Raw genomic sequence first — 13930 nt, 5'->3', positions numbered from 1 at the left:
TCACGCCTTCTTTCCTGCGATGCCCTGGGGTCGCCAGAGCAGGACGACCACCAGCGCCACGAACGGGATCAGTGCGGCCAGGGCCGGAACCCAGATGTTGCCCATGGTCTGCAGCACCCCGAGGGCCATCCCGGCGACCATCGCGCCGCCGATGCTGCCCGCCCCGCCGACCACGACGACGATGAGCACGGTGATGAGGATCTGCATGCCCATGGTCGGACTGACCGAGATGTAGGGGGCGGCCAGCGCACCGGCCAGCCCGGCCAGGGCGCCGCCGACGCAGACGACGATCAGGCTGACCCTGTCCACGTTGATGCCGAGCACGGAAGCCGCCTGCACGTCCCGGCTGGCGGCCCGCACGTACAGTCCGGTCCGGGTGTACTGGACCCACCCCACCAGGGCGGCGGCCATGACGAGCGCCACGACGATGAGGAAGATCCGGTACGTCGGGTAGCTGGCACCGAGGATCGACATCGACCCGGTGAGCAGTTCCGGCGGGCTGACGGTGTGGGTCTGCTCGCCCCAGACGAGCACGATGACCCTTTCGAGGATCATGCTCAGCCCGAAGGTGACCAGGCCGACCTCGATGTGGTTGCGGTCCTGGAGGCTGCGGAAGAAGATCAGCTCCAGGCTCGCCCCGACGATCGCCAGCACGAGCGGTGCAGCGAGGAGCGCCACCCAGAAGTTGACGTTGGCGCTGACACTCATCGCCACGTAGGCCCCCGCCATGTACAGCGAGCCGTGCGCGAAGTTGGTCACGCCCCGGAGCCCGTAGATCATGGCCAGGCCCGAACTGAGCACCATATAGAGGGACCCCAGGGCGATCCCGTTGAGCAGCTGTGCAATCATCGGCGGCGCACCCCGTCCCCGTTGCCGGAGTTCACGTCACATCGTGCATTCGTCGCTGGCCTCGGGCGTGGTGACGCTCGCGTCTGCGGTCGTCAGGATCTCGAACTCGAGCTCCCCGTCCTCGCCCTCGACGACCTCGCCGATCTGCGAGGGCCGCAGCAGCTGGTTGTCATCGGAGCGGACCGTGACCTCACCGACGATCGAATCGAAGCTCAGGTCCTTCAGTGCCTCCCGCACGGCCTCGGTCTCCGAGCTGCCGGCCTCCTCGATGCCGGCGAAGAGGGTCTGAGCGGCGAGGTAGTTGTCTGCGTGGACGTAGTACGGCGTCTCGCCGTACTCCTCCTCGAAGCCCTCGACGAAGGACTGGTTGGACTCGTTGTCCGCGTTGACGTCATAGCCGACGTTGTTCTTGAAGCCGACGATCCGGTCGCCGAGGGTCTCGAAGAGCGGCTCGCTGACCATGTTGAATCCGAGCACGGTGTCGAACTGGTCCGTGAGGCCGAACTGGTCCGCTTGGTTGACGAAGGCCACGCCGTCCGCGCCGTATTCCACGGAGAACAGGGCGTCCGCCCCGCTGTTCTTCAGCTCCGTGATGTAGGTGCCGAACTCGGTGGTGTTCAGCGGGGCGAACTGCTCGGTGACCACCTCCTTGCCGGCAGCCTCGGCGGCCTCGGTGAAGGCGGCGGCCGCGTCATGGCCGGTGGAGTAGTCGACGGCCTGGATGGCCCACGTCTCGCCGGGCAGCTCGGCCAGCGAGTCGGCAAGGGCGTTGATGTCCATCAAGTTGGACTGGACGATCCGGTAGGAGTTCGGCTTGCAGTCGGCTCCGGTCAGCGCATCGTCCTTGCCGTTGGAGTTGAAGTTCAACGCGTTGAGGCCCTCGAGCTGCTGGGCGATCGCGTTGTGCTCGGTCGAGGTCATGACGCCGCCGATGAAGTTGGCCCCGTCCTGGGTCACCGCCTCACGGACCGCCTGGAGCGTCGTGTTGGCACTGGCGTCGGTGTCCTTAATGACGAGCTCGACGGGCCGACCGAGGATGCCGCCGTTGTCATTGGCCTCCTTCGCCGCGTACTCCCAGGCTTCACGGGAGGCCGTACCGAACTCCGCCAGGGCCCCGCTCGTGGGGGGAATGACGGCGATCTTGATGGGCTCCCCCTCGGTGCCGCCGGCGGCGTCACCCCCACCCTCAGTCCCTCCACAAGAGGTGACCAGGGCCATCAGGGCCACGGCGGACATCGAGTAGGCAATTTTCTTCTTGGCATTCACAGCAGGACCCCTTCGAGACGAGCAGACAACGCATGTGATCTGTGTCACTCGACAATATTCAAAGGCCTGACCATATGCAATGGCACAGCCAAACTTTTCGGGCATCATGCTGAATTGTGGTCATACCTTTATTTAGGACGGGCCATGTGTTCTCATGGTGAGGGTCCGCGCGCCGCCATGGCGTCACACCGATCCGCCGACCGAGGAGCGCTTCATGTCCGCCATAGCACCCACCGTGACCCCGTCACGGACCGGAGGTCTCAACCGCTGGTGGTATGTCGTCACCGGGTTCCTGACCTTGCTGTTCGGCACCAGCACCGTCAACGTCTTGTTCAACGTGCTGGGCGCCCCCATGACCGAGGAGTTCGGCTGGGAACGCAGCGTGATGACCAACGGCCTCTCCCTCGAGACGGTGCTCGTGGGCATCAGCATCGTGGCGCTCGGTTTCTTGATTGACCGCTACGGTCCTCGGATCCCGTCTGTCCCCATGGCGATGGCCTTCGGCGTCGGCCTGATGTTGATGGCCGCCATGCCGAACAGCCAGTTCATGTTCTACCTGCTGTGTGCCATCATCGGCGCCGGCGCCGGTGCCGTCAACCCAGTGGCCCACTCCACCGTAGTCAGCGCCTGGTTCAAGGACCGCCGCGGCTTGGCCCTGGGTATCCTCATGGCCGGGCTCGGAGCCTGCGGCGTCCTCATGCCCTACCTCGCCAACTGGGTCCTCGCCTGGGGCGGATGGCGCATGACCTTCCTCGTCATCGGCGCTCTGTGCACCGTGATCCCCGCCGGCGTCTACGCCTTCATCACCAGGATGCCGGCCGACCACGAGGCCGAGCGCCAGGCGGCCCGCAAGCAGGGCAAGACGGCGGGAGAATCGCTCTGGAGGATTGCCCGTTCATACCGTCAGTTCTGGCTGCTTTCGATCGCTATCTTCCTCGTCTCCTCCGCCACCTTCGGCCTGATGGGCCAGGTGGTGCCGATGACCACGGACAAGGGCATCGACCAGGTCACGGCCGTCAGCATCCTCTCCGTCCTCAGCCTGTCCTCACTGTTCGCTCGGCTGGTGGTCGGCTTCCTGCTGGACCGCTTCTACGCACCGGTGATCGGCACCATCATCTTCGCCCTGTGCGCAGTGGGCGTGTACTTCATGATCATGTCCTCGAGCATCGCGCTCCTGTTCCTCGCTGCCGTGCTCATCGGCCTGGGCTTGGGCGCTGAGGGAGACGTCGCCGCGTACATGTGCAGCCGGTACTTCCCGAAGCACTCCTACGGCCGCGTCCTGGGCTTCATCTACTTCCTGTACGCACAGGGCTCCGCCTTCGGCATCTTCCTGCTCGGCCAGATCTACGGTGCCACTGGCTCCTACCAGTCCGGGGCCCTGCCCATCATCCTGCTCGTGGGGATCGCCATCATCTGCCTGCTGTTCATGGGCCCCTACCGATTCACCCTGGATCACCAGAGCACCGGCACCGATGTCAGCTCGGAGGCTCACCGTACGGAAGAGCCAGCGGACCAGAGGACTTCCTCGAGGCCGTGATGGACCACCACCCGCCCCGAAACGGCGTGGGGTGGAAGGAGGGGCTGACGGATTCCGTCAGCCCCTCTTCACGCGCCCCTGGTGCCGGTGCATTCGGTGGGCTGCTTGACCCTGACCTCAGCGGTAGAGCGCGTCGATCTGGTCAGCATATTCCTCGAGGACCGCGGGTCTGCGCAGCTTCATGGTCGGGGTAATCTCTGGACCTCCCGGTTTCCAGAACCGGTCGGCAACCACGAAACCCCTGATTCTCGCAGCCTTGGGCAGGTGGGCATTGGCCTCGGCAACAGCCCGTTCGATCTCCTGATGCACAGTAGGGTGCCTGCTGAGTTGTGCAATGCCCCCCTCCAATCCGTGCACGCTGGCGAACTCCGTCAGGGCATCTTCATCCAGGCCCACGACGACGGTCACGAACCTCCGGCGGTCGGCGACGGCCATAACATGGGCCACCAGATCCGCGGCTCCCACCAGGGCACCCTCCACCAGCGCCGGCGCGATGTTCGCGCCGGTAGCGGTGACCATCAGGTCCTTCTTCCGTCCGGTCACATAGAGATACTTGTCCTCATCGATGACACCCAGGTCCCCGGTATGCAACCAGCCGTGTTCATCGACCGGATCCTCCGGGGTGTCCGGTCCGGGCAGGTAGCCGGAGTAGAGGTTGCGGCCCCGGATCAGGATCTCGCCGTCCGTGTCGATACTGCCCTCAACGCCATCCAGGAAAACGCCAACACTGGAGAGCTTGAGCTTCTCCGGTAGGTTCATGGTGCACATGATCGCCTCGGACATCCCCCAGATTTTCCCAACAGGCAGGCCAATAGCGGAGAACAGTTCGAGGACATCCGGTGAGGACGGGGCCGTGGCTACGCCACGGTACTCGGTCCGCTCCAGGCCCAGCTCGGCGCGGATCGGGGCCAGCACGGCGAGCCGCTGGTCGTGGTCGTCGGTTGAACCGTGCTGCCCGGTCTCCTGTTCACGCCGAACGTGCCGCAAGCTGGCATCCACCGTGGCGGTCAGCCCGGCCTGCTCGATCAGGCGATGAGCCGTGGCAGCCAGCTTCTCGTAGACCCTGGGCACGGCGAAGAACCGGTCGGGCCGGACTCGGAGGACCTCGTCATACAGGGTCGCCGGGTCCGCGACGCTGCAGATACTCAGACGGAAAGCGAGTCCCTGGTAGTGGCTCATGAATCGCTCGGCGATGTGTGCCGTGGGCAGGAAGGACAGGACTCTTCCTCCGATACCGATGGGGGCGATGACGTCGGTGGCGGCCAGCGAACTGACGATGGCCCGGTGTGAGAGTCGCACCCCTTTGGGGGTGCCGGTGGTTCCGGAGGTGAAGATCAAGGTGGCGATGTCCTCGGGATCCCCAGGGCCGGCGTCGGGCACCTCAGAAGCCCGCCCTGCCTGCTCGACCTCCTCGAGGGACGTCGTACCGGGTGCCACGCCCCGAATTGAGGCGGCCTGTGGTGAGCCGAGGACCACGATGCGTACTCCGGAATCCCCCGCAGCCGCGGCGGCGGCGCGGGCCACCTTCACGTGTTCGGGTGCGGTCACGATGACTCGGGCGGTGGAGAGCCTCAGCAGCAGACCGTGCCGGTCAGCCGGGTCCTCGGGGGACAACGAGAACGGCACGCCCCGCGCCAGCAGCACCGAGGTGTCCACGAGATGGAACTCCGGACTGGGACCGATGAGGAGCGCGACAACACCCCCAGGTCCCAACCCCAAAGCACGCCACCTGGCGGCCAAGGACGAAGCCCGGTTCGCGTACTGCTGCCACGTGAAGGTTGCGGAGTCCCCAGAGAGGGCTATAGCCGTAGGGTCCTCTGCTGCAGAGCGGAGAAACAGCGTACCGAGGGTGTCCCCCGACCGGATCCGGCTGGGGCCGTCGGTCGTCTGCGAAGTCCTCGGTTCTGTCATGATGCAGTCCTTCCTGCCCACGGCCCACAGGGCGTCGAATCCCGCGAGTGCAATGGGCTCAGGCGGTTCAGTCGAAGTAGGCCACCACGCCCCCGGCCACACAGGCTGGACGCTCGGCCACGGTGCCGTCCGGATATCTGAGTTCGAAGGCCTGGTCGAGGTGGAAGGCGCTGCCGCCCTCGATCGGCCTCACCCGCTCCAGCCGCAACCTCATCCGGATCGATGAGTCCACTGGAACAGGCTCCAGGAACCGGACTTTCTCGAAGCCGTAGTTCAGCACCCGGGAGTGGTCGGTGACCGCCAACAGCTCCTGGTGGAACATCGGCCCCAGGGACAACGTCAGCAACCCATGGGCGATGATGCCGCCCAGGCCCTGGGCCCGGGCGGCAGCGGCGTCCAGGTGGATCCGCTCGGTGTCCCCTGTGGTCGCGGCAAAGGCCGCGATGGTGTCCTGGTCCAGCAGGTGCCACCCGGTGGTCCCGATCTCCTGCCCCTCCAGCGCGCGCAACCCTGCCAGCGTCAGTTCCCGCCGGGCCATGGTTCAGGCCCCCGCAGTGGTGGGATCCAGCGTTGGCTGGTACTGGTAGGACGAAGAGCGCGTCAGCGCGTACTCGAAGATGCCATAGCCCGTCTGCCCGTCCCAGGTGAATCGTGAGCTCCGGTCGGTCAGAGCGGAGTCGAGGGTCTTGGCGTTGACAGTTCCGTCCAACGGGTAGACGTCATACTCCTCGTGATCGCGGCCGCGGACCTTCCCGTGGTGTCCGCCGTAACCGCCGCCGGCCATGTAGCCGCCCCGGCCCCCGGATTCCGCACCCACCCGGTAGACCCGGCCGGCCGCCGTCGTGACCTGCACGGTCCCGGAGAGCAGATCGTTGTCGTCCGTGAAGACCAGGTCGTGGACCACGTCGGTGACGTCGTCCACCTCGCCGTCCTCGTGCATGACGGCACCCTCGAGCAGGATCCGGCCGCCCTCGCGGTCCTCCACCAGCAGGAAACCGATGGCGCGGTCCGGGAACTGGGCCTGGTACCAGACGTGCAGTCCCTGCCCGCCGGACATGGTGCGGACCCCGCGGGAGCGGTCGCGGACGCCGTACCAACCCGCGACCGACTGAGACTCACCGTCCAGGGTCAGGGTGCCGTCGTAGCGGCCGGGCTGGAACAGGTGGTCGAAGGACGTGGTGTTCCCGTCGGCGTTCTCCACGTCCACGGAGCCGAGCCAGTACGGGGCCCGGGCCCGCCAGGTCAGGTCCAGCTCCAGGCCGGTGCGGTTGGCGCCGAGGACCAGCCGCCAGACGGTGTTGTCCTCCACCGTCTCCCAGCGCAGCGGCCCCACGGAGGCACCGTCGGTGGCGGAGAGCTCGGTGGAGAAGCGCAGGTTGCGCTGCTCCGTCGGCGTGGAGAGCACCACGAATCCGTCCGCCACGTCCCGCGGCGGGTAGGCGCCGGCGCCCAGGACGAGCGAGGGGCTGGTGCCGTCGTCGGGGTGCAGGTTGAACATGAACCGGTCGAAGAACTTCTCCGGCATGTCGGCAGCGGTTGTGGTGATCATCGCGTCGTCGAACTCGGGGCTCATGGGTACTCCTTGATGGGTGTGCTGACGTTCAGTCGGACAGGCCGGCGGTCTCCCGTGCCTCCGCCAAGAAGCTGTCCACGAGACCGGGCGTGAGGTAGTACTCGTCTTCCCCACGGCGGCGACTGTATTCGTAGAGGGCGGCCAGCTTCCACAGGGCGAGGGCGACGTACCAGTCCAGGTGGGTCAGGTCTGCCCCGGTCTGTTCGGCATAACGCTCGGCGAGCTCGGCACGGCCGGGGTAGCCCTCCTCGAGCAGGGCCGTGCCCAGCTCCTCGGTCGGGGTGCGGGCGTGGCCGGGCTCCGGTACGGAGGACAGGAAGTATCCCAGGTCGAACAGGGGGTCACCCAGGGTCGCCAGCTCCCAGTCCAGGATGGCGGTGACCCGGCCGGGGGCATCGGGCGAGATCATCGTGTTGCCGATGCGGTAGTCGTTGTGGATGACCGCCTCCCCGGACTCTGCGGGAACGTTGGTGGCCAACCAGTCGTAGACGGCTTCGAAATCCGCCGGCAGGTTGCCCTCGGCGTCCTGGACCAGCCGGGCCATCCGCTTCAGGTGCCGGGCGTTGAAGCCCTCGGGCCGGCCGAGGTCGTCCAGCCCCGCGGCCCGGTAGTCCGTCAGGTGCAACCGGGCCAGGTTGTCCACCAGGGAGTGGGCGATGTTGAGCCGCTGGTCCGGGGTGGCGAGGGCCTCCGGGGTGGAGGTGGTCACCACGTGGCCGCGGGCGAAGGACATGACGTAGAACGGTACGTCCAGCACCTCGCCTTCCTGCGCGGTGGCCAGCACCTCCGGCACGGGATAGCCCGTGCCGTGCAGTCCGGCCAGAAACCTCGCCTCGCGGAGCATGTCGTTCGCCCCCGGCGGCAGCGGGGGCGGCGGGGGCCGGCGCACGACGACGGACGCCTCACCGTTGGTGATGAGGAACGTCAGGTTGGAATGTCCGTCACCGATCGGCTTCGACGTCAGCGGTCCGGACATCACCCCTCGTGCCTCAAGGAAGGTGGCGAGGTCCGCCAGGGTCTGCTCGGACCAGTCCCAGACCAGTTCCCGGTTATCCGTGGGTGTCATGACTCGTTCCATCTCAGCGCCCGGTGAACTGGGGCGCACGCTTCTCCTTGAACGCCGCCAGCGCCTCGGGCATGTCCTCGGTGCGCGTCATCAGCGCCTGCCCCCGGTTCTCCAGTTCCAGAGCCGCCGCGTAGGAGGTGATCTCCTGGTTGCACTGGATGGCCCGCTTGGACATGCGGACGCCTCCCGGTGAGTTCTCGGAGATCTGCTGGGCCATCACCAGGGCGGCGTCGAAGAGTTCCTCGGTCGGCACGATCCTGTTGACCAGCCCGATCCGTTCGGCTTCCTCGGCCTTGACGATCCGTCCCGTGTAGCCGATCTCGGCTGCACGGCCCGGGCCGATCAACCGGGTGAGGTTGTAGGAGGTCCCCAGCTCCCCCACAGACAGCCCGACCTTGACGAAGGCGGCGCTGAACTTGGCGGTCGGCGCCGCCAGCCGGATGTCCGCAGCCAGGGACAGGGCCAGCCCGCCACCGGTCGCGGGCCCATGGATGGCCGCGATGACAGGGAACGGCAGGTGCCGGATACCCTGGATTCCGCCGGTGGCGGTCTCCTGGAACTTCAGGAACTCCCGGACACCCATGGTGGTGATCACGTCGATCTCGTCCAGGTCGAAGCCGGCACAGAACGCCCGCTCGCCGGTGCCGGTGAGGATCAGGGCCCGGGCACCGCTGTCCCTCAGGGCGCGGGCGGCGAGCCCGTACTCGGTGAACATCTTCACGGTCTGCGAGTTCATCCGGTCGGGGCGGTTCATCCGCAGGACCACGATGTCCCCGGGAAGTTCCTCCACGGTCAGGGTTTCCAGCTCGGGAATCTGCAGGTTCATGTCTCTCGTCTTTCGTCGCTCGGGGTGCCTGAGTGGCAGGGGGTTACGGGCTTCAGGCCCCGATGAAATTCGGCTTGCGCTTTTCCTTGAAGGCGCTGAGCGCCTCGGACATGTCCTGGGTGCGGGTCAGCAAGGCCTGCCCTCGGTTCTCCAGTTCCAGGGCGCCGGCGTACGACGCGGCCTCCATGTTGGCTTGCAGTGCCCGCTTGGACAACTGAACGCCCGTGGGTGAGTTGCCGGTGATGGACACGGCCAGTTCCACGGCGGCGTCCGCCACCTCGCCGTCCGGGTGGATGCTGGTGGCGAGCCCTAAGCGCAAGGCCTCCTCGGCACCCACCTGCCGTCCGGTGTAGGCGATCTCGGCCGCATGGCCCGGCCCGATCAACCTCGTCAGCAGCCAAGAAACGCCCAGGTCGCCCGCGGTCAGGCCGATCTTGACGAACGCCGCGTTGAAGCGTCCAGACTCCGAGACCAACCGGATGTCCGCGGCCAAGGCCAGGGACATGCCGCCGCCGGCCGCCGGGCCGTTGACGGCCGCGATGAAGGGGATGCGGATGCTGCGCAGGGCCAGCAGGGCCCGGGCGGCACGTTCCTGCTGGTCGAGCATGCCCATGGCACCCAGGTTCGGCAGGTCGTCGGCATCCTTGAGGTCGTAGCCCGAGCAGAAGGCCTTGCCGGCGCCGGTCATCACCAAGACTCGGATGTCATCGTCGTCGTCGATGGCCCACGCCAATTCCTCGAATTCCCGGAACATGGTGTTGGTCATGGCGTTGTAGGTCTCGGGGCGGTTGAGCGTCATCACCACCACACCCGGGGCCCGTTCCTCCAGGGTGAAGGTCTCGTATGTGGTCTCAGTGGTCTTCATGGTCGCTCCGTGGCAGTTCAGGCCCGCGCCTCGGCGGGCAAATCGGTGGTCGTTTCGGTGGTCTCGGTCCCGTTCGCGATCGCGGTTCCCGCGTCTTCCCCGGCGGCGCCCGCGGCATCGACGACGGCACCGGACTTCAGCCATTCGGCAATCCTCCACGTCGGTGTCCCCCAATCGGCGAGGACGTCCTCCGTGTGCTCGCCTGGCAGTGGCGGCGGCGCGTTCACGGTGGCAGGGGTGCGGCTGAAGCGTGGCGCCGGTGATGGCTGCGCCACGCCGTCGATCTCGGTGAAGGAGCCCCTGGCCCGGGCGTGTTCCGAGCGGGTGGCCTCCTCCATGGTCAGCACCGGGTGCAGGCAGGCGTTCAGGCCGCGGGAGGCAGCCACCCACTCGTCCCGGGTGCGGGTGCGGAACTGTTCGGCGAACACCTGTTTGAGCTCGGGCCACGCCGACTCGTCGCACTGGCGGCCGGGCAGGGACGCCTCGTCCAGCTCGAGGACGGTCAGTAGGTCCGCGTAGAAGTGGGGTTCCATCGCGCCCACGGCGACCCAGCCGCCGTCGGAGGTCTCGTAGCTGTCATAGAACGGCGCGCCGCTGTCCACGAGGTTCGCGCCGCGCTCCTGGCGCCAGGCGCCGGTGGGCATGAACCCGAAGAAGGCGGTTCCCAGCAGGGCCGCACCGTCCACCATGGCAGCGTCGATGACCTGACCCTCGCCGGACCGCTCGGTCTCCCAGAGCGCGGCGAGCACGCCCATGGCCAGCAGCATGCCGCCGCCGCCGAAATCGCCGAGCAGGCTCAGCGGTGGCGTCGGAGGAGCGTCCTTGCGGCCAATCAGGGAGAGTAGTCCGGAGGTGGCGATGTAGTTGATGTCATGGCCCACGTCCTGCGACAACGGCCCGTCCTGGCCGAAGCCGGTCATCCGGCCGTAGATGATCCGTGGGTTGCGCTGCAGGCATTCCTCCGGCCCGATGCCGAGTCGTTCAGCGACCCCGGGCCGGAACCCCTCGATGACCACGTCCGCGCGCTCGGCCAAGTCCAGGACGACGCCGGCCCCGTCCGGGTGCTTCAGGTCCACCGCTACGGAACGGCGGCCCCGGTGCATGACCTCCTTGCGGAAGACGTGGTTCGGCCCGGGCAGGCTGGCCCCGTGGGCCCGGTCGACCCGGACCACGTCCGCACCAAGATCGGCCAGGACCATGGCCGCGAAAGGTCCCGGCCCCATGCCGCCGATCTCCAGGACCTGGAGGCCCGCGAGCGGTCCTGTGAACGATCGTTCCGGGATGGCCATGGTGTCCGTGGTCCTTTCTGATGGTGCCGTGCGCCGGAGGCTGGCCGGTCAGGCGAAGTTGGGCTTGCGCTTGGTGATGAAGGCGTCGATGCCTTCGGCAGCCTCGCCGTGCTCGAACAGGCCCTGCTCCTGCTCAACCTCCACCCGTGCGCCCTCGGCGAAGGGCAGGTCATAGGCGGCGTCGACCGAGCGGATGCCGGCCAGCTGCGCCGGCAACGAGGCTCCGGCGAACTCGTCGGCGAGCGCCAGCGCGGCCTCCAGGACGTCGCCGTCGGTGGAGCGGTCCACGAGCCCGATCTCGGCTGCCTCGGCAGCGGGGACCTGACGGGCGGTCAGGATGATGTCGAGCGCCTTGCCACGGCCGACGAGCCGCGGCAGCCGCTGGGTGCCGCCGGCGCCGGGAATCAGCCCGATGTTGACCTCAGGCAGTCCGTACCGCGCCTTGGCACCGCCCACCCGGAAGGTGCATGCCATGGCCAGTTCCATGCCGCCACCCAAGGCGAGACCGTCGACGGCGGCGATGCTGATGAACGATGCGGATTCGATGCGGTCGTTGGCCGCCCGCATCTGGTTGCCGTAGGCGGTGAAGGATTCGGCGTTGATGGTGCCGAGATGCTTGATGTCGGCGCCCGCAGCGAAGAAGCCCTCGATCGCGGAGCGGATGACCATGACCTTGATGTCGCCAGCTGCCTCGGCCGCGTCACAGGCGGCCTGTAACCCGTCCAGCAGGGGAATGCCGAGCGCATTGGCCGGGCCACGGTCCATGGTCACCACCATGGTCCCGGGACGCACGACCTCCCACGTCACCACGTCGGTAGCCAGCTCAGCCGTCATCAGGACCTCCAGATCAGGAAAATATGCTTATGGTCTGACCGTACTGTGTAGAGCACGGTTTGTGAAGACCGGACCAAGCCTCGCCCATCCGTTTTCCGGTACCGGTCAGTAGTCTGGCGTGACACAGACCACCGGGTACAGTAGAAAGGCCTCCCATGACGCAGCAGTCCGCCGCAGACACCTTCCGACAGGCCCGCGACCAGCTCCTGGCCTGCCGGACCGACCCGGAGACCGCCCACCGCACCTTCCAGTGGCCCCGGTTCGAGCACTTCAACTTCGCCTCGGACTGGATCGATGACATCGCCTCCGGTCCCCGCGCCGAGCAGCCCGCCCTGGTCATCGTCGAGGAGGACGGCGCGGAGGAGCGCCGCAGCTACCATGAGCTGGCACGACGTTCCCACCAGGTGGCCGCGTGGTTGTCCGGCCTCGGCGTCAAACGCGGTGACCGGATCATCATCATGCTCGGCAACCAGGTCGAACTCTGGGAGGTCATGCTCGCCTGTTTCCGCCTCGGCGCACCGGTGATTCCCTCCACCGTGATGCTCGGGCCGGCGGACCTGGAGGACCGCGTGGAGCGAGGCCAGGCCTCCTGGGTGGTCACCACCGGTGCCGACGCCGCCAAGTTCGACGCGGTTCCCGGGGATTACCAGGTGGTGCAGATCGGGGACCGCCCGGGCAGCGATCCGGCCGGCGGCGAGCGCCCTGTCCACAACTGGCAGGACTCCTGGTCCGCCCCCGGGGAGTTCCACCTCGACCAGCCGACCCGGGCCGACGAGACGCTGCTGTTGTACTTCACCTCCGGGACCACGTCCAAGGCCAAGCTCGTGGAGCACACCCACACCTCCTACCCGGTGGGACACCTGTCCACCATGTACTGGATCGGCCTCGAGCCCGGAGATGTGCATTTGAACGTGGCCTCCCCCGGCTGGGCCAAGCACGCCTGGTCGAACTTCTTCGCCCCGTTCATCGCCGAGGCCACCGTCTTCCTCTACAACTACGGCCGCTTCGATGCCCAGTCCCTGATGAACCAGATGGAGCGCGAGTCCGTCACGAGCTTCTGCGCCCCGCCCACCGTCTGGCGGATGCTGATCCAGGCCGACCTGTCCCAGCTGAAGACCCCACCGACCAAGATCGTGGCAGCCGGAGAGCCGCTCAACCCGGAGGTCATCGCCCAGGTCGAGAAGGCCTGGGGCACCCAGATCCGGGACGGCTTCGGCCAGACGGAGTCCACGCTCCAAGTGGCCAACACCCCGGGCCAGCCCGTGCGCCCCGGCGCCATGGGACGCCCGCTGCCCGGCTACGACGTGGTGCTGATCGACCCGGACACGGACGAGGAGTCCACCGAGATGGGCGAGTTGTGCCTGCGGCTGGATCCCCGACCCGTCGGGCTGACCCCCGGCTACTGGGGCGATCCCGAGAAGACGGCATTCGCGTTTCGCAACGGGGTCTACCACACGGGCGACCTGGTCTCCCGGGATGAGGACGGGATCATCACCTATGTGGGCCGCAATGACGACGTCTTCAAGGCCTCCGACTACCGGCTCTCCCCCTTCGAACTCGAGTCCGCGGTGATCGAGCACCCTGCCGTGGCCGAGGTGGCCGTGGTCCCCTCCCCCGATCCGATCCGGCTGGCCGTGCCCAAGGCCTACATCCGCCTCGCCGAGGGATGGGAGCCCACCGAGGAGACCGCGAAGGCCATCCTGCAGCACTGCCGCGAGCACCTGGCCCCGTACAAGCGGATCCGTCGTCTCGAGTTCCACGACCTGCCCAAGACCATCTCGGGCAAGATCCGCCGCGTCGAACTGCGCCGCCGGGAGGACGAGGTCCACCCCGACGGCGGCGCGTCAGCCCCCGCGGCCGCCGTCGCCGATGCGGCGGTCGAGTACACAGATGAGCTGCTCCGCTGACTCTGAT

General features: G+C 67.3%; 12 protein-coding genes. 2 read left to right on the top strand and 10 right to left on the bottom strand.

The window, feature by feature from the left end:
- Window positions 1–849 (bottom strand): branched-chain amino acid ABC transporter permease, encoded by an 849-nt coding sequence (locus IEX49_RS06195; protein ID WP_188805276.1) that lies wholly within the window; start codon window positions 847–849, stop codon window positions 1–3.
- Window positions 850–885: 36 nt separating this feature from the next.
- Window positions 886–2115 carry an ABC transporter substrate-binding protein gene (locus IEX49_RS06190; protein ID WP_188805275.1) on the bottom strand — a complete coding sequence of 410 codons (1230 nt, stop codon included), beginning with the start codon at window positions 2113–2115 and terminating at the stop codon, window positions 886–888.
- A 214-nt stretch (window positions 2116–2329) separates the two neighbouring features.
- Here IEX49_RS06190 and IEX49_RS06185 point away from each other — a divergent pair, with 214 nt between their 5' ends.
- The gene (locus IEX49_RS06185) at window positions 2330–3652 is read left to right on the top strand and encodes an MFS transporter (protein ID WP_188805274.1); all 1323 of its coding nucleotides are present in this window, start codon (window positions 2330–2332) and stop codon (window positions 3650–3652) included.
- Between the two features lie 117 nt (window positions 3653–3769).
- Here IEX49_RS06185 and IEX49_RS06180 read toward each other — a convergent pair whose 3' ends face one another.
- From IEX49_RS06180 to IEX49_RS06145, 8 genes are all read right to left on the bottom strand, one after another.
- The gene (locus IEX49_RS06180) at window positions 3770–5563 is read right to left on the bottom strand and encodes an AMP-dependent synthetase/ligase (protein WP_188805273.1); all 1794 of its coding nucleotides are present in this window, start codon (window positions 5561–5563) and stop codon (window positions 3770–3772) included.
- Window positions 5564–5630: 67 nt separating this feature from the next.
- Complete coding sequence (locus IEX49_RS06175) at window positions 5631–6101, bottom strand: MaoC/PaaZ C-terminal domain-containing protein (RefSeq protein ID WP_188805272.1); 471 nt, start codon at window positions 6099–6101, stop codon at window positions 5631–5633.
- A 3-nt stretch (window positions 6102–6104) separates the two neighbouring features.
- On the bottom strand, window positions 6105–7136 hold the full coding sequence (locus IEX49_RS06170) for an Rv3169 family protein (protein ID WP_188805271.1): 1032 nt from the start codon (window positions 7134–7136) through the stop codon (window positions 6105–6107).
- A 28-nt stretch (window positions 7137–7164) separates the two neighbouring features.
- Window positions 7165–8202, bottom strand: a complete 1038-nt coding sequence (locus IEX49_RS06165; protein ID WP_188805270.1) for a phosphotransferase family protein — start codon at window positions 8200–8202, stop codon at window positions 7165–7167.
- A 13-nt stretch (window positions 8203–8215) separates the two neighbouring features.
- Window positions 8216–9028: an enoyl-CoA hydratase/isomerase family protein gene (locus tag IEX49_RS06160; RefSeq protein ID WP_188805268.1), complete on the bottom strand. Its 813-nt coding sequence runs from the start codon at window positions 9026–9028 to the stop codon at window positions 8216–8218.
- 52 nt (window positions 9029–9080) lie between these two features.
- On the bottom strand, window positions 9081–9893 hold the full coding sequence (locus IEX49_RS06155; protein WP_188805266.1) for an enoyl-CoA hydratase/isomerase family protein: 813 nt from the start codon (window positions 9891–9893) through the stop codon (window positions 9081–9083).
- A 17-nt stretch (window positions 9894–9910) separates the two neighbouring features.
- Complete coding sequence (locus tag IEX49_RS06150) at window positions 9911–11182, bottom strand: CaiB/BaiF CoA transferase family protein (protein WP_188805264.1); 1272 nt, start codon at window positions 11180–11182, stop codon at window positions 9911–9913.
- Between the two features lie 48 nt (window positions 11183–11230).
- On the bottom strand, window positions 11231–12016 hold the full coding sequence (locus IEX49_RS06145; protein WP_188805262.1) for an enoyl-CoA hydratase/isomerase family protein: 786 nt from the start codon (window positions 12014–12016) through the stop codon (window positions 11231–11233).
- Between the two features lie 155 nt (window positions 12017–12171).
- On the opposite strand from IEX49_RS06145, the gene IEX49_RS06140 reads away from it, so the two are divergent.
- A complete protein-coding gene (locus IEX49_RS06140; protein WP_188805260.1) occupies window positions 12172–13923 on the top strand; it encodes an AMP-binding protein in 1752 nt (583 codons plus the stop codon).
- Window positions 13924–13930: the final 7 nt, after the last annotated feature.

The organism is Citricoccus zhacaiensis (assembly GCF_014645315.1).
GTDB lineage: Bacteria > Actinomycetota > Actinomycetes > Actinomycetales > Micrococcaceae > Citricoccus > Citricoccus zhacaiensis.
This window is presented reverse-complemented; position numbering and strand designations above follow the sequence as displayed.

Coding starts and splice junctions, on each gene's coding strand:
- IEX49_RS06195 (WP_188805276.1), bottom strand. CDS start 849: ATGATTGCACAGCTGCTCAACGGGATCGCCCTGGGGTCCCTCTATATG.
- IEX49_RS06185 (WP_188805274.1), top strand. CDS start 2,330: ATGTCCGCCATAGCACCCACCGTGACCCCGTCACGGACCGGAGGTCTC.
- IEX49_RS06180 (WP_188805273.1), bottom strand. CDS start 5,563: ATGACAGAACCGAGGACTTCGCAGACGACCGACGGCCCCAGCCGGATC.
- IEX49_RS06175 (WP_188805272.1), bottom strand. CDS start 6,101: ATGGCCCGGCGGGAACTGACGCTGGCAGGGTTGCGCGCGCTGGAGGGG.
- IEX49_RS06170 (WP_188805271.1), bottom strand. CDS start 7,136: ATGAGCCCCGAGTTCGACGACGCGATGATCACCACAACCGCTGCCGAC.
- IEX49_RS06165 (WP_188805270.1), bottom strand. CDS start 8,202: ATGACACCCACGGATAACCGGGAACTGGTCTGGGACTGGTCCGAGCAG.
- IEX49_RS06160 (WP_188805268.1), bottom strand. CDS start 9,028: ATGAACCTGCAGATTCCCGAGCTGGAAACCCTGACCGTGGAGGAACTT.
- IEX49_RS06155 (WP_188805266.1), bottom strand. CDS start 9,893: ATGAAGACCACTGAGACCACATACGAGACCTTCACCCTGGAGGAACGG.
- IEX49_RS06150 (WP_188805264.1), bottom strand. CDS start 11,182: ATGGCCATCCCGGAACGATCGTTCACAGGACCGCTCGCGGGCCTCCAG.
- IEX49_RS06145 (WP_188805262.1), bottom strand. CDS start 12,016: ATGACGGCTGAGCTGGCTACCGACGTGGTGACGTGGGAGGTCGTGCGT.
- IEX49_RS06140 (WP_188805260.1), top strand. CDS start 12,172: ATGACGCAGCAGTCCGCCGCAGACACCTTCCGACAGGCCCGCGACCAG.